Source organism: Anaerococcus hydrogenalis (assembly GCF_002871895.1).
In the GTDB taxonomy this organism is placed as follows: Bacteria; Bacillota; Clostridia; order Tissierellales; family Peptoniphilaceae; genus Anaerococcus; species Anaerococcus hydrogenalis.
Window position 1 is genome coordinate 101,947 of record NZ_PNHP01000003.1, and the last position, 17,090, is coordinate 119,036.

Annotated in this window: 27 protein-coding genes; 2 read left to right on the forward strand and 25 right to left on the reverse strand. The window is 32.3% G+C overall.

The genetic code is table 11. The features are described 5' to 3' along the window. Position 1 precedes the first annotated feature (1 nt). The 23 genes from secY to CJ192_RS05330 all read right to left on the reverse strand — a co-directional run bounded on the left by secY (position 2) and on the right by CJ192_RS05330 (position 11,282). Positions 2 to 1,273, reverse strand: a complete 1,272-nt coding sequence (gene secY / locus CJ192_RS05220) for a preprotein translocase subunit SecY (protein WP_102198014.1) — start codon at positions 1,271 to 1,273, stop codon at positions 2 to 4. Then, the gene (gene rplO, locus CJ192_RS05225; protein WP_004817825.1) at positions 1,273 to 1,716 is read right to left on the reverse strand and encodes a 50S ribosomal protein L15; all 444 of its coding nucleotides are present in this window, start codon (positions 1,714 to 1,716) and stop codon (positions 1,273 to 1,275) included. Before rplO ends, secY begins: the two co-directional genes overlap by 1 nt. 10 nt (positions 1,717 to 1,726) lie before the next feature. Then, positions 1,727 to 1,909 (reverse strand): 50S ribosomal protein L30, encoded by a 183-nt coding sequence (gene rpmD / locus CJ192_RS05230; RefSeq protein WP_004817749.1) that lies wholly within the window; start codon positions 1,907 to 1,909, stop codon positions 1,727 to 1,729. Between the two features lie 11 nt (positions 1,910 to 1,920). After that, a complete protein-coding gene (gene rpsE, locus CJ192_RS05235) occupies positions 1,921 to 2,427 on the reverse strand; it encodes a 30S ribosomal protein S5 (protein WP_004815490.1) in 507 nt (168 codons plus the stop codon). A gap of 15 nt (positions 2,428 to 2,442) precedes the next feature. Continuing rightward, positions 2,443 to 2,808: a 50S ribosomal protein L18 gene (rplR, locus tag CJ192_RS05240; protein WP_004815489.1), complete on the reverse strand. Its 366-nt coding sequence runs from the start codon at positions 2,806 to 2,808 to the stop codon at positions 2,443 to 2,445. 9 nt (positions 2,809 to 2,817) lie between these two features. Next, positions 2,818 to 3,357 carry a 50S ribosomal protein L6 gene (rplF, locus tag CJ192_RS05245; protein ID WP_102198015.1) on the reverse strand — a complete coding sequence of 180 codons (540 nt, stop codon included), beginning with the start codon at positions 3,355 to 3,357 and terminating at the stop codon, positions 2,818 to 2,820. A gap of 10 nt (positions 3,358 to 3,367) precedes the next feature. Continuing rightward, the gene (gene rpsH / locus CJ192_RS05250; RefSeq protein ID WP_004815481.1) at positions 3,368 to 3,763 is read right to left on the reverse strand and encodes a 30S ribosomal protein S8; all 396 of its coding nucleotides are present in this window, start codon (positions 3,761 to 3,763) and stop codon (positions 3,368 to 3,370) included. An 18-nt stretch (positions 3,764 to 3,781) separates the two neighbouring features. Next, on the reverse strand, positions 3,782 to 3,967 hold the full coding sequence (locus CJ192_RS05255; RefSeq protein ID WP_004815479.1) for a type Z 30S ribosomal protein S14: 186 nt from the start codon (positions 3,965 to 3,967) through the stop codon (positions 3,782 to 3,784). Between the two features lie 11 nt (positions 3,968 to 3,978). Continuing rightward, positions 3,979 to 4,521, reverse strand: a complete 543-nt coding sequence (gene rplE, locus CJ192_RS05260; protein ID WP_004815477.1) for a 50S ribosomal protein L5 — start codon at positions 4,519 to 4,521, stop codon at positions 3,979 to 3,981. 17 nt (positions 4,522 to 4,538) lie between these two features. Then, entirely contained in the window at positions 4,539 to 4,847 is a 309-nt protein-coding gene (gene rplX / locus CJ192_RS05265) for a 50S ribosomal protein L24 (RefSeq protein WP_004815475.1), read from the reverse strand. A 9-nt stretch (positions 4,848 to 4,856) separates the two neighbouring features. Beyond that, entirely contained in the window at positions 4,857 to 5,225 is a 369-nt protein-coding gene (gene rplN, locus CJ192_RS05270) for a 50S ribosomal protein L14 (RefSeq protein WP_004815474.1), read from the reverse strand. A gap of 19 nt (positions 5,226 to 5,244) precedes the next feature. Then, positions 5,245 to 5,505, reverse strand: a complete 261-nt coding sequence (gene rpsQ, locus CJ192_RS05275) for a 30S ribosomal protein S17 (protein WP_004815472.1) — start codon at positions 5,503 to 5,505, stop codon at positions 5,245 to 5,247. Between the two features lie 4 nt (positions 5,506 to 5,509). Then, a complete protein-coding gene (gene rpmC, locus CJ192_RS05280) occupies positions 5,510 to 5,716 on the reverse strand; it encodes a 50S ribosomal protein L29 (protein WP_004815471.1) in 207 nt (68 codons plus the stop codon). After that, complete coding sequence (rplP, locus tag CJ192_RS05285) at positions 5,716 to 6,147, reverse strand: 50S ribosomal protein L16 (RefSeq protein ID WP_004815469.1); 432 nt, start codon at positions 6,145 to 6,147, stop codon at positions 5,716 to 5,718. Before rplP ends, rpmC begins: the two co-directional genes overlap by 1 nt. Before the next feature lie 29 nt (positions 6,148 to 6,176). Then, on the reverse strand, positions 6,177 to 6,902 hold the full coding sequence (rpsC, locus tag CJ192_RS05290) for a 30S ribosomal protein S3 (RefSeq protein ID WP_004815467.1): 726 nt from the start codon (positions 6,900 to 6,902) through the stop codon (positions 6,177 to 6,179). A 2-nt stretch (positions 6,903 to 6,904) separates the two neighbouring features. After that, positions 6,905 to 7,252, reverse strand: coding sequence for a 50S ribosomal protein L22 (gene rplV, locus CJ192_RS05295; RefSeq protein ID WP_102198016.1), 348 nt, complete (start codon positions 7,250 to 7,252; stop codon positions 6,905 to 6,907). A 10-nt stretch (positions 7,253 to 7,262) separates the two neighbouring features. Continuing rightward, positions 7,263 to 7,550 carry a 30S ribosomal protein S19 gene (gene rpsS, locus CJ192_RS05300; RefSeq protein ID WP_004815464.1) on the reverse strand — a complete coding sequence of 96 codons (288 nt, stop codon included), beginning with the start codon at positions 7,548 to 7,550 and terminating at the stop codon, positions 7,263 to 7,265. 9 nt (positions 7,551 to 7,559) lie between these two features. Then, positions 7,560 to 8,393: a 50S ribosomal protein L2 gene (gene rplB, locus CJ192_RS05305; RefSeq protein WP_102198017.1), complete on the reverse strand. Its 834-nt coding sequence runs from the start codon at positions 8,391 to 8,393 to the stop codon at positions 7,560 to 7,562. An 11-nt stretch (positions 8,394 to 8,404) separates the two neighbouring features. Beyond that, a complete protein-coding gene (gene rplW, locus CJ192_RS05310; protein WP_004815462.1) occupies positions 8,405 to 8,698 on the reverse strand; it encodes a 50S ribosomal protein L23 in 294 nt (97 codons plus the stop codon). Further along, positions 8,698 to 9,321, reverse strand: a complete 624-nt coding sequence (rplD, locus tag CJ192_RS05315; RefSeq protein WP_102198018.1) for a 50S ribosomal protein L4 — start codon at positions 9,319 to 9,321, stop codon at positions 8,698 to 8,700. Before rplD ends, rplW begins: the two co-directional genes overlap by 1 nt. Positions 9,322 to 9,334: 13 nt before the next feature. Further along, on the reverse strand, positions 9,335 to 9,964 hold the full coding sequence (rplC, locus tag CJ192_RS05320; RefSeq protein WP_102198019.1) for a 50S ribosomal protein L3: 630 nt from the start codon (positions 9,962 to 9,964) through the stop codon (positions 9,335 to 9,337). A gap of 65 nt (positions 9,965 to 10,029) precedes the next feature. Continuing rightward, the gene (gene rpsJ, locus CJ192_RS05325) at positions 10,030 to 10,338 is read right to left on the reverse strand and encodes a 30S ribosomal protein S10 (protein WP_004815458.1); all 309 of its coding nucleotides are present in this window, start codon (positions 10,336 to 10,338) and stop codon (positions 10,030 to 10,032) included. Positions 10,339 to 10,634: 296 nt separating this feature from the next. Further along, positions 10,635 to 11,282 (reverse strand): Crp/Fnr family transcriptional regulator, encoded by a 648-nt coding sequence (locus tag CJ192_RS05330; RefSeq protein WP_004817908.1) that lies wholly within the window; start codon positions 11,280 to 11,282, stop codon positions 10,635 to 10,637. 198 nt (positions 11,283 to 11,480) lie between these two features. On the opposite strand from CJ192_RS05330, the gene CJ192_RS05335 reads away from it, so the two are divergent. After that, positions 11,481 to 12,806 (forward strand): alanine/glycine:cation symporter family protein, encoded by a 1,326-nt coding sequence (locus CJ192_RS05335; RefSeq protein WP_102198020.1) that lies wholly within the window; start codon positions 11,481 to 11,483, stop codon positions 12,804 to 12,806. 62 nt (positions 12,807 to 12,868) lie between these two features. Here CJ192_RS05335 and hcp read toward each other — a convergent pair whose 3' ends face one another. Together hcp and CJ192_RS05345 are read right to left on the reverse strand one after the other, a co-directional pair. Further along, positions 12,869 to 14,485, reverse strand: coding sequence for a hydroxylamine reductase (gene hcp / locus CJ192_RS05340; RefSeq protein ID WP_102198021.1), 1,617 nt, complete (start codon positions 14,483 to 14,485; stop codon positions 12,869 to 12,871). 110 nt (positions 14,486 to 14,595) lie between these two features. Then, positions 14,596 to 16,074 carry a hypothetical protein gene (locus tag CJ192_RS05345; RefSeq protein ID WP_102198022.1) on the reverse strand — a complete coding sequence of 493 codons (1,479 nt, stop codon included), beginning with the start codon at positions 16,072 to 16,074 and terminating at the stop codon, positions 14,596 to 14,598. A gap of 137 nt (positions 16,075 to 16,211) precedes the next feature. Here CJ192_RS05345 and CJ192_RS05350 point away from each other — a divergent pair, with 137 nt between their 5' ends. Beyond that, complete coding sequence (locus CJ192_RS05350; RefSeq protein WP_102198023.1) at positions 16,212 to 17,030, forward strand: Cof-type HAD-IIB family hydrolase; 819 nt, start codon at positions 16,212 to 16,214, stop codon at positions 17,028 to 17,030. The last annotated feature ends 60 nt before the right edge of the window (positions 17,031 to 17,090 follow it).

Consider the following 17,090-nt stretch of genomic DNA (forward strand, 5'->3'; position numbering starts at 1 on the left):
ATTACCTGTTTAAAAATCCTTTGTAGTTTTTCATAGTAAGCATAGCTTCTATTTGTTTCACTGTTTCAAGTATTACACCAACAACAATTATTACTGAACTTCCTCCAAATGATAAGTTTAGTCCTAAAAATCTTGATGATAGTGCTGGTACTATTGTAAGTAAGGCTAACGAAATAGCACCGATAAATGTGATTTTGTTTCCAACTTTTGCTAGGTAATCACTAGTTGGTTTTCCTGGTCTAATTCCTGGTACAAAACCACCATTTTGTTGTAGTTGCTTAGCATATTCAACTGTATTAAATTGTATCATGTTGTAGAAATATGCAAACACTAATATTAGTGCAGCTTGGACAACAAGATATATTATAAATCCGTGTGTTGATTTGCTAAAGAATTGATTCAATCCTCCATTTGCTCTTCCCATAAATAATGAAATTGTTGATGGGATAGCTAAAACTGCTGAAGCAAATATTATTGGCATTACACCACTCATATTTACTTTTACAGGAATATGGGTTGATTGTCCACCATACATTTTTCTTCCAACTACTCTTTTTGCATATTGGACAGGTATTTTTCTTTCACCTTCTGTAATTCTTACAGTAAATACTACTATAAATATTACTACAATTGCCATAACTAAGATTGAAAGCCATGAGATTGTATTGTAGTGAAGACCAGTCTTCCATGTTTTTAATGTTTTAGGTACATTTGCAATGATACCCATGAAGATTATAATTGATACACCGTTTCCTATTCCTTTTTCTGTTATGGTTTCACCCATCCATGTTACAAGCATTGTTCCACCGATAAGTACTACATTCATAACTAGTTTTTGAAATGGTGTAGCAGATAATAAAGCTGCTCCGTATAATCCATTTGTTATCGCTATAGCTTGAAATATAGCAAGAAATATTGTCATATATCTTGTATATTTTTGTATAGTTTTTCTTCCTGCTTCGCCTTCTTTTGTTAGCTCTTCAAGTCTTGGTATTACAACTGTGAGTAACTGCATTACGATTGATGCTGTAATGTAAGGTTGTACTCCAAGTGCAAATATTGATAGGGTTGAAAGGCCACCACCTGTTAGCATATTTAAGTAATCAACAAGGGTTCCTTCCATTCCTTTATATGCCGCAGCTAACTTTTGTGCGTCAATAAATGGAATTGGGATGTTATTTCCAAGTCTATAGATTAATAACATCACAAGAGTGAAGTAGAATTTCTTTCTAATTTCTTCTTCACCCCATGCTCTCTTTAGCGTATCTAACATTAGATCACCTCAGCCTTTCCCCCTTGGGCTGTGATTTTTTCTTCTGCAGATTTTGTAAATTTGTGAGCTTTAACTGTTAATTTTTTTGTTATTTCGCCATCACCAAGAATTTTGATTCCAGCTTTTGCTTTATTTTTATTTAAAATCTTATTTTCAAATAGTAGTTCAGGTGTAACTTCTGTACCGTCTTCAAAGATATCTAAATCACATACGTTTATTGTTTCGTATTGTTTTGTGTTAATATTTTTGAATCCTCTTTTTGGAAGACGTCTAAATAATGGCATTTGGCCACCTTCAAATCCTGGTCTAACTCCTCCACCACTTCTTGAGTTTTGTCCGTCTTGACCACGACCTGCTCTAGTTCCGTTTCCACTTCCTGGACCTCTACCTTTTCTATTTTTTGTCTTTAGCTTTTGGTTAGGTTTTAAATCGTGAAGTTTCATTTTACACCTCCTAGCTTAATTCTTTAACTTCCAACATAAATGGAATTTTATTGATCATTCCTCTTAGTGCAGAATTATCTTCTCTTACTACTGTTTGGCCAATCTTTTTAAGACCTAGTGCTTTTGCAGTAGCTATTTGATCATCTTTTCTGCCTATGAAGGATTTTTTTAATTTAATTTCAACTTTTGCCATAGAATTACTCCTTAATAATCGAATTCTTCTATTGATTTACCACGTAATCTTGCTACTTCTTCTACAGTCTTCATTGAAGAGAAAGCTTTTAAGCAAGCATTAATGATATTTTTAGGATTTGATGAACCTAAGTTTTTAGCTCTTATGTCCTTGTATCCTGCAAGTTCACAAATAGCACGAACTGGTCCACCTGCTATGATTCCGGTACCTTCTTTAGCTGGCATTAATAGTACAGATCCTGCACCTTTGTTTGCCAATGTTCTGTGTGGAACAGTAGTGTTTACTATAGGAACAGTAATCATGTGTTTTTTTCCATCTTCTGTTGCTTTTCTTATAGCTTCTGGAACTTCTGTTGCTTTTCCAGTTCCAACACCAACGTGTCCATTTTGATCTCCTACTACCACTAAGGCAGCAAATCTCATGTTACGTCCACCTTTAACAGTTTTCGCAACTCTATTTATACTAACTACTCTATCTTCGAGGTTTAGTTTGTCTACATCTTGTTTTAATAAATACATCTAAATCCTCCCTCGTTAAAACTTAAGACCATTTTCTCTTGCTGCTTCAGCTAGGGCTTTTACTTTTCCGTGATAAAGATATCCGTTTCTATCAAAAACAACCTCTTCGATTCCTTTATCAAGTGCAACTTTTGCTATCATTTCGCCAACTTTTGTGGCAGCTTCAATGTTTGCACAATTTTCTAAACCTTCATTTACTTCTTTTTGTAATGTGTTTGCACTTGCAAGTGTTACTTGTGCATCATCATCTATTAATTGTGCATATATATTAGTATTTGATTTGTAGACACTAAGTCTTGGTTTTTGAGCAGTTCCACTGACTTTATTTCTAACTCTGTACTTACGAGTTTTTAATTTTTGCTCTTTAGTTTTTTTAGCCATTATTGCCCCCTACTTACCTGTCTTACCAACTTTTCTTCTAATATGCTCACCTTCATAACGGATTCCTTTACCCTTGTATGGTTCAGGTTTTCTCCATCTTCTGATATTTGCTGCATATTGTCCAACAAGTTGTTTATTTGTTCCTTTTACAATGATTGTTCTATCATTAGGAACTTCTACCTCAATACCTTCAGGATCGTCCAGTTTAACTTGGTGAGAAAATCCTAGATTCATTACTAGAGTTTTACCTTGTTTTTGAGCTCTATATCCTGTTCCTTCTATTTGAAGAGTTTTTTGATATCCTTCTGTTACTCCTAAAACCATGTTTGCAATTAATGATCTAAATAGACCATGTTCTTGATTTTCAATTTTTGTAGGATTTTCAGAAGCGATAACATTTAACTCGTTATCATTTTGTTCAAGTTTCAAGTTTTTTGATACTAATTGAGAATCTTCACCTTTTGGTCCTTTTACTGTAACCAAATTGTCTTTAACATCAATAGTTACTCCAGAAGGGATTTCAATTGGTTTTTTACCTATTCTTGACATTTATTCCTCCTTACCATACATAACACATAACTTCGCCGCCGACATTTAAGTCTCTTGCTGCTTTATCTGTTAATAGTCCTTTTGATGTTGAGATTATTGCAATTCCAAGTCCATCAAGTACTTTTGGTACTTCATTAGCTTTTACATAAACTCTTAATCCTGGTTTAGAAATTCTTCTAAGTCCTGTTATAACTTTTTCGCCTTCTTCTGCGTATTTCAAGTCTATTGTAAGAATACCTTGCTTATTGTCTTCTTCTACATCAAATCCTTTGATGTAACCTTCGTCTAATAGAATTTGAGCAATAGCACGTTTCTCATTAGAAGATGGTAAGCTTACAGATGTATGATTAGCTTTATTACCATTTCTTATTCTTGTTAGCATATCCGCAATTGGATCTGTCATCATAATTATTTTCCTCCTAACTTACCAGCTTGCTTTTCTTACTCCAGGAATTTCACCTTTGTTTGCGAGCTCTCTAAAGCATACACGGCAAATACCGTATTTTCTTAATACAGAATGTGGTCTTCCACAAATCTTGCATCTTGAATATGCTCTTGTACTGTATTTTGGCTTTCTTTTTTGTTTCGCAATCATTGACTTTCTTGCCATTTTTTGCTCCTTTATTTTCTGTAAGGCATTCCCATTAATGTTAAGAATGCTTTAGCTTCTTCATCAGTTTTTGCTGTTGTTACAAATGTAATATCCATACCATGTAAGAAATCAACATCATCATAGTTAATTTCTGGGAATATTAATTGTTCCTTGATTCCTAATGAATAATTTCCTCTTCCATCAAATGAATTTGGATTGATTCCTCTAAAGTCTCTTACCCTTGGTAGAGAAATTGAGATTAATTTATCCATGAAATCATACATTTTTTCTCCTCTAAGAGTTACTTTTGTACCTATTGGTTGGCCTTCTCTTAGTTTGAAGTTTGATACAGATTTTTTAGCTTTTATTTCAATTGGTTGTTGACCTGTAATAAGTGCAAGTTCATTTTTTGCCTTGTTTAAAATGTTTTTATTATCTTTTGCTTCACCAAGTCCGATATTTATAACAATTTTTTCAAGTTTTGGTACTTGCATTAAGTTTTCATAACCGAATTGATCCACAAGACCTTTAACAACTTCTGATTTATATTTTTCTTTTAATCTACTTGTCATAATTACTCCTTTTGGATCTAATCGAATTTTTCGTCAGTTTTTTTGCAAACTCTTACTTTTTTTCCATCGATTATTTCAGTTGATGTTCTTACACCTTTTTTCAAGCTTTCTGAGTATAGTAGAACTTTTGATGCTGAGATTTTTCCTTCTCTTTCAAATCTTCCACTTTCTTCACCCATTTGTCTTGCTTTTTGGTGTTTAGTTTGAATGTTTGCACCTTCAACTATTACTCTATTTTCCTTAGGAAATGCTTTAATAACTTCTCCTACGTGTCCTTTATATTCACCTGATATTACTTGGACTTTATCGCCTTTTTTAATATGCATTTAATCCTCCTATAATACTTCCGGTGCAAGTGAGATAATTCTCATGAATCCTTCATGACGAAGTTCTCTTGTTACTGGCCCGAATATACGAGTTCCTACAGGTGATTTGTCGTCTTTTACTATTACAGCTGCGTTGTCATCAAATTTGATGTATGATCCATCGCTTCTTTTAACTCCTCTTGAAGTTCTAACTATAACAGCTTTTACAACTTCACCTTTTTTTACCGCTCCACCGGGTGTTGCACTTTTAACTGAACAAGTAACTATGTCCCCAATGTTTGCGTATCTTCTTCCGGCTCCTCCAAGAACTTTGATAACTGAAAGTTCTCTTGCTCCGGAGTTATCTGCTACTCTCATACGAGATTCTTGTTGTATCATAATAATCTCCTTTACCTAATTAAGCACGAACTGCAGTCTCGTTAATTTTAACTAGTCTCCATCTTTTTGTCTTAGATAATGGTCTAGTTTCCATTATTGTTACTGTATCGCCAACTCTCGCTTCATTGTTCTCATCGTGAGCTTTATATTTCTTACTTACATTTAATCTTTTTTTGTATACAGGGTGTTGGATTTTTGTTTCTACTTTTACAGTAATTGTTTTATCCATTTTATCTGATACAACTATTCCTTGAACGGATCTTCTACTATTTCTTTCCATCAAGTTAAGCCTCCTTATTTATATTGAGCTTTCTCTCTGTTTGGATTGTTTTTACTCTAGCTATATCTTGTTTAACATTTCCAATAGCAGCTGGGTTTTCAAGTTGACCTGTAGCCAATTGGAAACGAAGATTAAATAATTCAGATTGTAAATCGAAAAGTTTTTTATTTAATTCGCTTTCACTTAATTTTCTGATTTCTACTGCTTTCATTAAGCTTCCTCCACTTCTTTGACTTCAAGCCTTTTTACAAATTTTGTTTTGATTGGAAGTTTTTGTGCTGCAAGTCTCATAGCTTCTCTTGCAACTTCTTCACTTACACCACTCATTTCAAACAAAATTCTACCTGGTTTAACTACTGCTACCCAATATTCTGGAGCACCTTTACCAGATCCCATTCTTACTTCTGCTGGCTTCTTTGATACTGGTTTGTCTGGAAATACTTTAATCCAAATATTTCCGCCTCTTTTTATATATCTTGTCATAGCACGTCTTGCAGCCTCGATTTGGTTAGCTGTTAACCATGTGCTACCTAGTGCTTGTAATCCGTATTCACCATAAGCAAGTGTATTACCTTTTTGGGCTTTACCTTTCATTCTTCCCCTATGTTGTCTACGATATTTTACTCTTTTAGGCATTAACATAATCTTGTTTCCTCCTTGAGATAATAATATTATCTATCGTTGTTTCTTCTATTTGGACGTCTTTTCTTGTTTCTTCTGTTTTGTTTTGGTTGTTTAATGTCTGGAATTCTCTTTGCTTTTTCTCCAGGAAGAACTTCTCCTCTGTTAATCCAAACTTTACATCCGATTTTACCATATTGGGTATCAGCTTCTGCAAAACCATAATCAACATCTGCTCTTAGTGTTTGAAGTGGAACTTTTCCTTCGTTGTATCCTTCGCTTCTTGCCATATCAGCACCACCAAGTCTACCAGATACTTGAGTTTTGATCCCTACAGCTCCAGCTCTCATTGTTCTTTGAACTGCTTGTTTCATAGCACGTCTAAATGTGATACGATTTTCAAGTTGCGCTGCAATATTTTCAGCTACTAATTGAGCATCAACGTCTTGATTTTTGATTTCTTCAACGTTAATTATTACTCTTTTGCCAGGAGCGATTTTTTCAACTTTTTTCTTTAATTCTTCTACTCCTGCTCCGCCTTTACCGATTACCATTCCTGGTTTTCCAGTATAAACTGAAACTTTGATGTTATTTACTGCTCTTTCAATTTCTATATCAGAAATTCCTGCATCGTAAACTTCTTTTTTAACTAATTCTCTTATCTTATGATCTTCTACTAAAAGTTCAGAAAAGTCTTTTTTATTTGCATACCATTTAGAGTCCCATTCTTTAATTACGCCAACTCTAAAACCTTTAGGATTTACTTTTTGACCCATTATTATGCCTCCTCTACTTCGTCTTCTGTAAGAACTACACCTATGTGAGATGATCTCTTAAGGATTGGATAAGCTGCACCCTTAGCCTTAGGTCTCCATCTTTTCATAGTTGGAGCGTCGTTTGCGAAGGCTTTTTTAACAATAAGATTTTCTCTAGATAATCCGTTATTGTTTTCTGCGTTTGCTATTGCACTTTTAAGTACGTCTGAAAGTAGTCTAGCACCTTTTTTATTTGTAAATCTTAAAATAGTAAGTGCTTCATCTACTTGTTTACCTCTAATTTCTCTACATATATAATTAACTTTAAGAGGAGATATTCTTACATATTTAGCTGTTGCTTTAACTTCCATTTATACTCTCCTATCTTAATTTTGATTTCAATTCAGTCGCTTTTTTAGCGTGGCCTTTGAAAGTTCTTGTTGGAACGAATTCTCCAAGTTTATGTCCAACCATATCTTCTGTTATATATATTGGAACATGCTTTCTACCATCGTGAACTGCTATAGTATGTTCTACAAATTCAGGAAATATTGTAGAACGTCTTGACCAAGTTTTAACTACCTTTTTGTCATTTTTTTCATTTAATGCTTCAATTTTTTTCATTAAATGTTCATCGACAAAAGGTCCTTTTTTTAGTGATCTAGCCATTAAATCCCCCTATTTTTCGTTTCTTCTTCTTACAATGTATTTAGAAGATTTATTTTTCTTCTTTCTTGTTTTAAGACCAAGTGCTGGTTTACCCCATGGTGTTGATGGTGCTGGTCTACCTACTGGTGTTCTTCCTTCACCACCACCGTGTGGATGGTCTACTGGGTTCATTGCTGATCCTCTTACATGTGGTCTTTGACCCATATATCTTGTTTTACCAGCTTTACCAACTCTTACTAATTCGTGTTCGATGTTTCCAACCATACCGATTGTTGCTTTACAATCATTGTGGATTAATCTTGTTTCACCACTTGGTAATTTTACTGTTGCAAATCTTCCTTCTTTAGCCATAAGTTGAGCAGAAACTCCTGCACTTCTTACAAGAATTGCTCCTCTTCCTGCCTTAAGTTCGATATTGTGAATTTGTGTACCTACTGGAATATCTTTTAATTCAAGTGCATTACCTGGTTTGATATCAGCTTCTTTTCCACTTTCAACTACATCTCCAACTTTAAGATTTCTTGGAGCTAGTATATATCTTTTTTCTCCGTCAGCATAAGCTAAAAGAGCAATATTTGCAGATCTGTTTGGATCATATTCAATAGCTTTTACTCTTGCTGGTATATTATCTTTGTTTCTTTTGAAATCAATGATTCTATATTTTCTTTTAGCTCCACCACCTCTATGGCGAACTGTTATTCTACCAGTATTATTTCTTCCACCTGATTTTTTCAAATCAGTTGTAAGAGATTTTTCTGGGGCTTTTTTTGTGATTTCACTATATGTCATAACAGACATATTTCTGTGTCCGTTTGATGTTGGTTTTAATTTTCTTATAGGCATTTAAATCCTCCCTACATTCCGTCGAAGTATTCAATTGCTTCAGAATCTTCAGTTAATGTAACGTAAGCTTTTTTCCAATCAGCTTTTTTACCATAACCATATCTAGTTCTAACTTTTTTACCTGTAAAGTTTAATGTTCTTACTTTTTTAACCTTTACTCCTTCAAAGATAGTTTCGATTGCATGTTTGATTTCTGCTTTGTTAGCATTTTTGTCTACTTCAAAAGTGTATTTATTATCTTCAATTAACTCCATACTTTTTTCAGTAATTATTGGTCTTTTTACTATTTCGTAAGGTGATTTCATTATATAAATACCTCCTCAAGTTTTGCGATTGCTTCTTTTGTTATAACAAGTTTGTTATGTCTTAAAAGGTCATATACATTGATTAGGTTTGCTTTTTCTACATCACAACCTTCAATATTTCTAAATGATCTATAAACTTTGTCATCATTATCAGCAATAACTACATATGCTTTTTTATCTGCTTTTATGTTTGTTAAGATTTCATTTGCTTCTTTAGTTTTGTATGAGTCAAGTTTTAATTCATCAAGTACAACTAATTCATTGTCATTTACTTTTGAAGTTAAAACTGAGTAAAGAGCTTTTCTTTTCATTTTCTTAGGAATCTTGTAGCTGTAGTCTCTTGGCTTTGGTGCAAATACAATTCCACCACCTGTATAGTGAGGTGCCCTTATAGATCCTTGTCTAGCTCTACCTGTTCCTTTTTGTCTGAATGGCTTTCTTCCTCCACCTCTTACTTCTGAACGAGTCTTAGCGGATTGTGTGCCTTGTCTTTTATTAGCTAGTTGGTTTTTAACTGTATCATAAACAGCTGTTTCAGCGATATCTGCTGCAAAAAGAGTTTCGTTTAACTCGATTTCACCAACATTTTCTCCTTTTATATTTAAAACTTCTACTTTAGGCATTTATTCCTCCTTATTATAGGCTCTTGATTGCTTGTTTTACTTGAACAAGTCCACCTTTTGGTCCTGGAACAGCGCCTTTAACTAAGATGTAGCTGTCTTCTGTGTTAACTTTAACAACTTTTAGGTTTTGAACTGTTACACGTTCATTACCCATTTTTCCAGAGCCTTTTCTACCTTTGAACACTCTAGCTGGATCAGAACCTGCAGCTCTTGCACCTGCTACTCTGTGTGATTTAGAACCGTGGCTTGCTGGTCCTCTTCCGTAGTTCCATCTTTTAATAGCACCTTGTGTTCCCTTACCTTTTGAAGTAGCAACTATATCTACTAATTCACCTTCTTCAAATTGGTCAACACTTAGTGTATCTCCAGGGCTTAATTCAGATTTTTCTGAAAGTCTAACTTCTTTTAAATATCTTTTGTAAGATGCGTTAGCCTTATCAAAGTGTCCTCTAATAGGTTTTTTAACATTTTTTTCTTTTTTGTCATAATATCCAACTTGGATTGAGTTGTAACCATCAACTTCTTCTGATTTAACTTGAACTATTACATTCTCATCAGCTTTTAGTACAGTTACTGGTGTAACAACACCATCTTCATCAATGACTTGAGTCATGCCTACTTTTGTTGTAAATATACTCTTCATTTGAGTACCTCCTTAATTACAGCGGATTGATCCAAAATTAATTGGAAAATCTTCAATCATTCTAATTACAGTTTTATTTCTATATCAACACCAGCTGGTAAATTTAGTTTCTTTAAAGAATCTAAAGTTTTAGCATTTGGTCCAATGATGTCGATTAATCTTTTATGTGTTCTTTGTTCAAACTGTTCTCTTGAGTCTTTGTATTTGTGAACCGCACGAAGTATTGTTATAACTTCTTTTTCTGTTGGTAATGGAATTGGTCCACTTACTTTTGCTCCTGATCTTTTTACCGCTTCAACAATTTTTTCTGCAGAGCTATCAATTATTTCATGATCATATGCTCTTAGTCTAATTCTTATTTTTTGATTAGCCATTTTTCCTCCTTTTGATGTGCCACCCTACCGGGCGTTTAATTATATTTGGAAAGCACTAGAGATTATTCTCTAGCTTGCTTGGTGGAAATTACCTTCCACATCTGGCTTAAGTGTGAAAGCAACCTCCCACTTCATAGCACTTAAACATGATACAACAATTACCAATAAAAATCAAGTAATTTTCATAGTTTTATATAATTTTTGTACCAATCTTGATTATTATATATGTTTTTTTTAAATAATGCAAATTTTTTTATTATAAAAGTTCTATCATTATTATATAGGAGTAAATATCCTTATAATATTTCCTTTAGCAAATCTAGATTTAAAATTTCGATTTCTCTTCCTTTAATTTTAATAATTTTTTCATCCGCCATATTTGATAATTCTCTTGATAAGGATGGCCTTGTTGTTGATAAAAAGTCTGCTAGTTCTTCTCTAGTTTGTTTTAAGATTACTTTTTCGTTTTCTTCTTCTATTAATAAAAAGTTTGCTATTTTTTGCCTGAGAGTAAATTGATTTGTAATTTGATTTTTTTGACTTAGGGCTAGGCATTTTTTGCTTATTAAGTCTATATAGCTTATTAAAAATGATTTTGGCATGGTTTCGTTTATTAAGTTTCTAAATTCTTTAATTACTATAATTTTTGATTTTTTTTCTACCAGAGCAGAAAAATCAAATGGTTCTTTTAGGTAGGCATAAACTTCTCCAAATATTGCTTTATTATTGAAGGCTTGTATTATGGATCTTTTTCCATTTGAATCAAATTTTGCAACTAATATTGATCCTTCTTTTAGAAAATATAAATCGCCTTTTACATCTCCTTGCTTAAATATATAGGATCCTTTTTCATATATTTTTTCTTCTATTTTTATATTTTCTTTTAATATTTGTAAATCTTTTTCTTTTAAATTTTTAAATATGGGTATTTGTCTTAAATTCATTTTTCACCTCTATTTAATAATATCCTACCTTGTATTTTAAAAATTACATTATAAGAATTATTTATAAGTAACGTTTTCTTGTTCGTTAATTAATCAATTTATTAAATTTGTTTGACAATTTATTTTTAATTATATATAATTGATTCAAAATCCAGGATTTTAAAGTAAATATGAAAAAAATAAGTTATAGGAGTAATTATGATATCGAATCTGATTAATAGTTTAAATAGTGTAATTAGAAACTGGCTACTTATTGGATCTTTGCTGGGTGTAGGAATTTTTTACACAATCTATACAGGAGCAATCCAATTTAGAAAATTTAGCACTGCTTTTAAAAATGTCTTTGGTGGAATGTTTGAGAAAAACCATGATGGTATTTCATCTTTCCAGGCCTTATCCGTTGCTATTGCAGCCCAAGTTGGTACAGGAAATGTTGCAGGAACTGCTACTGCTATTGTAGTTGGTGGTCCTGGGGCTATTTTTTGGATGTGGTTTTCAGCCTTATTAGGTATGGCTACAATCTTTGCTGAAGCCTGTCTTTCCCAAAAATATAGGGAAAGTAATGATGAGGGATATGTAGGTGGACCTGCATATTATATGAAAAATGGTTTTAAAAATAAAAAATTAGGAATGATTTTAGCAAAAACTTTTGCAATTCTTATTGTTCTTGCCTTAGGTTTTTTTGGTAATATGACCCAATCAAACTCTATAGCTACTAGTATTAACGAAGCTTTTAATTTTATACCTTTGATTGTTATTGGATTTATAGTGGCTATTGTTGCAGGCCTTGTTTTTATTGGTGGTATTAAAAGAATTGCAAATTTTGCCCAACTTGTTGTTCCTTTTATGGCTCTTATTTATATAGTTTTTTCAGTAATTATCCTTATAAAATTTAGGGCCAACCTTCCATCAACTGTTAAAACAATTTTTCAAGCAGCCTTTACTACAAAGGCAGCTGCTGGTGGAGCCTTGGGATTTGGTATTAAAAGAGCTCTCGTTATGGGTGTTGCTAGGGGACTTTTTTCTAATGAAGCTGGTATGGGATCTACTCCTCACGCTCACGCAACTGCAGTCGTTGAACATCCAGTAGAACAAGGTTATACAGCTATGGTTGGAGTTTTTATAGATACTATGGTTGTTTGTACAGCAACAGCCTTAATAATTCTTTCAACAAAGTCAAATGAATTCGGCCTTGATGGAGCCCTTGTTACCCAAAAGGCCTTTGAATTAGGATTTGGAAATATTGGAAAAATTCTTCTTTCCATATCTTTAACATTTTTTGCCTTTACAACTATAGTTGGTTGGTACTATTTTGGTGAAACTAATATTAAATTTTTATTCGGCAAAAAAGGTCTCACTCCTTATAGGATTATAGTTTTATTTTTTATAATTTGGGGATCTACAAGAGAGATTGAACTAGTTTGGAATTTATCAGATTTATTTAATTCTTTGATGGTTATTCCAAATGTAATAGCACTTTTTTACCTACATAAAGATGTAAAAAAAATGATGAATGAATATTAATATAAGACAAAGACCCACAAATTTTGTGGGTCTTTTAATAAGATTTATTTTCTATTTATTTTTTATGCTGTAAATTCTTCTAAGTCTTTTTCTACATTTGTAATTGGAGCAATATTGAAATTTTCTACCAAGAAATTTACTACAGTTTCTGATAAGAAAGCAGGTAGTGTTGGTCCTAGGTGAATATTTTGTACTCCTAGACTTAATAAAGCTAGTAAAACTATTACAGCTTTTTGTTCATACCAAGCTATATTAAATTCTAGTGGTAAGTCATTTACTGATTCAAGGCCAAAGGCATCTTGTAATAGTAAAGCAGTTTTTACCAAAGAATATGAATCGTTACATTGACCAGCATCTAATACTCTTGGAATTCCATTTATGTCTCCAAGATTTAATTTGTTGTATCTGTATTTTGCACAGCCTGCTGTTAAAATCACATAATCTTTTGGTAATTTTTCTGCAAATTCTGTGTAATAAGATCTTCCCTTGTGTCTTCCGTCACATCCTGCCATTACAACGAATTTTTTAATATTTCCAGCCTTAATTTCTTTTACCACATCTCCTGCAAGTGCTTCAACTTGATTGTGGGCAAAACCTCCAACAATTTTTGTATTTTCTAGATTTTCTGGAGCCTTGCATGCTTTTGCCATCTCAATAATTTGTGAGAAATCTTTATGGCCATTTTCATCTGGGTCTATGTGTTTTGCACCAGGATATCCTGCATTTCCTGTTGTAAATAGCCTATCAAGATAGTCATTATCTTTTTTAAGTGGAACTATACAGTTTGTTGTCATCAAAATTGGTCCATTGAATTTTTGGAATTCATCATTTTGACTCCACCAAGAATTTCCGTAATTACCGTGGAAGTGGTCATATTTTTTGAATTTTGGATAGTAGTTTGCAGGTAGCATTTCTGAGTGAGTATAAACATCTACACCAGTACCCTTTGTTTGTTCAAGCAACATTTCCATATCATTTAAATCGTGACCTGAAATTAAAATTGCTGGATTTTCTCCTGCAGAAAAATCAACTTCAGTAATTTCTGGATTACCAAATTTTTCTGTATTTGCCTTATCCAAAGTTTCCATTGCCATAAGACCATGTTTTCCAGTTTCCATTGTTAAATTGATTAAATCATTTATATCCTTATCATCTTTTAAGGTTTTTTCCAAAGTTTTAGTGATAAATTTATCAACTTCTTTATTTCTATAACCCAAAACATTTGCGTGGTGGTTATAAGCTGCCATTCCCTTTAGACCATAAGTGATTAATTCAACCAAAGATCTTTCATCTTCATTTACTATATTTAATACACCAACTTCGATAGCTTTTATTTTTAGCTCATCTCTATTATCACTTGTATATTTTGCAGCATCTGATAAATCTTCAATATTATTTTCCTTGATTAATTTATCTTTTGCCTTTATAGTTTCTTCTACCTTGTCTAAAATATCTTCCTCATCAAAATTTGCATTTGTAATTGTTACAAACATATTATTTGAAATTAGATCATAATATTTAGAATCAACATTTTCTAATTTATTTAATACTTCAGCAAGTCCCTTTGTTACATAAATTAATAAATCTTGGCTATTTGCAGTATTTTCATCTTTTCCACAAACACCTACTTTTGTACAGCCCTTGTTACCAGCTGTTTCTTGACATTGAAAACAAAACATAATAAAATCCTTTCTTTTTATATACTCTATTTTTATCTTCTCTTTAATCTTACAATCCTATAATACAAGAAAAAAGATTATTAATCGGTAACCTATGTTACATTTAAAAATTATTTTTTATTTTCAAGTTTTTTTAGGTGATTTTTGGCAGCTTTTATATATTCTTCCATGACCTTTATTCTTGCATATTTTTTACAGTTTCCTTCAACAATTATCCAAGGAGCATAGTTGGCATTGGTTCTTTCAAGCATTTCATTCATTGCCTCAATATAATCATCCCACTTATCCCTGTTTCTCCAGTCCTCATCTGTGATTTTATATTGCTTATCAGGCTCTCTTTGCCTATCTTTAAATCTTTTTAATTGCTCATCCTTATCAATTGTTACAAAAAATTTCAAAACCAAAGATCCGTGGTCGTAAATTTGCTTTTCCATATCAAGCATTTCTTCATAGGCCCTGTCCCATTCATTGGTTTTGGCAAAACCTTCAACTCTTTCGACCATAACCCTTCCATACCAAGACCTTGAAAAAATTCCAACATAACCATCTCTAGGAAGTTTTGTAAAAAATCTCCACAAATAATTTCTAGATAGTTCTTCCTTTGATGGAGCAGAAATTCCATGAACACTGTAGAGTCTTGGATCAACTTTTTTAATCAACCTTTCAATAGCCCCATCTTTTCCAGCAGCATCAACTCCCTCAAAAACCAAAACTTGGCTTATACCCTTTTGGTAAAATTTGTACATTAATTTAGCAACTTCATCTTGGAGCTTATCCTTTTTTTCCTTATATTCATCATCAGAAATAGACTTAGAAAGGTCAATATTTTGTAAAATATTAGAAGAAGAAATATAATCTCTTTTTTCATTTTCATTTTCTTCCCTTTGCCTAATAATTCTTTCCATTCCTTGACTAATCCTATCAAGAGCAAGACCCAAAACTTCCTTGCTAGCAGCCTTTTTGTCATTAGAGTCTACAATATCCCATCTCGCATAAGAAAAATCACTAGCATCCAAGGTTTTTTTGAAATGTTTTTCATAATCCTTGTAGTTTTTAACTTGGTCTACATCCAAACCATCAATATAGAAATCTTCCTTAAAAGAATCCTCCAGTTTCTCAACCCTTTTTTTCTGTTCCTTTTTGTCTACATTTAAGAAAAATTTCAAAATAATGGTTTGGTCGTCAAAAAGAGCCTTTTCGATAGATTTTATAGAATCAATTCTTTTTTGAATTTCTTTATCAGACAAATTTTTCTTTTCAAAAATTTTATAATAAAATGACCTATCAAAAATCTTAATCCTTCCCTTTTCAGGTACATCTATCCAAAACTTCCTTATAAAAGGATACTTATCATCAAAAGATTCATCCTTATCAAAGACCTCAACATCAAAATTTTTAGCAGCAAATTCACGACACAAGTCCTTAATAACATAACCACGTCCCGAAGACTCCCATCCATCAACAATAATTAAAATTGGAATATCTAAGTCATTACAAATCCTAGCAAGCCTACCAAGCCTTTCAGCAAGCTCAGAACGCTTAAAATTTTGAAACTTCATTTTCCTATCAACACTAATTAAATTTCCCATAAAATCACCTCTTTCTGTTTTATTACCCTATTTTTTTAATTTTTTAAAATAAAAGGACTTAAAATTAAAATATTTATTTTTTGATAAAAAATATTTGACCAATATAGTATATAAAAAGAAAAGAAAAAGGAGTTAAGATGAAAAAACTTATTGCAGTTGACATAGACGGGACCTTGTTAAATTCTAAAAGAGAAATTACTGAAAAAACCAAGAAGGCTTTGATTAAAGCTCAAGAATTAGGACATATTGTTGTTATAGCATCTGGCCGTGATCCTTTTGGGGTTTATCCTTTTGCTGACATTTTGGAATTCAAAAAATACGGAGGACTTCTTTCTAATTTTAACGGGGGAAGGATTACAAATTATAAAACAGGTGAAGTGATAATTAATCACACCCTAGACTTAAATCTAGCTAAGGAAATCTTGCAATTTTCCGAGAAAAATCTTGATATGCACTATATTATTTATTCTGATGATGTAGTTCTTACTTCTTCTGAAGACACCTATACACTAAAAGAAATTTGTGAAAAGGCCTTTACCCACTATAGGGTAATTGATGATTTGGCTTATAGCCTAGATTTTGCTCCGAATAAGATTATGTTCTCTCATTATCCTGACTTAATAGATAAGGAGTCAGAAAAATTAAAAGAAAAATTTTTTGATAAAACTGCCCAAGTTAAGTCTACCCCACGCTTTTATGAAGTAATGCCAAAAGGAATCGATAAGGGGAAAAGTTTAAAAGAAATTGCTGGATTTTTTGGTATGACTATGGATGATGTAATTGCTTTTGGAGATGAGGAAAATGACCTAACCATGATTGAAATGGCAGGAAGTGGAGTTGTAATGGGAAATGGAACTGATTTTATGAAATCAAGGGCAGATTTTATTACAAAAAGTAATGATGAAGATGGTATAGCCTATTATTTAGAAAAATTTGTTTTTAATACAAATAATTAAAAAAAATTATTTTATAACAAATTGGGTATAACCATACTAGACTAGTTAAAAAATAAAGGA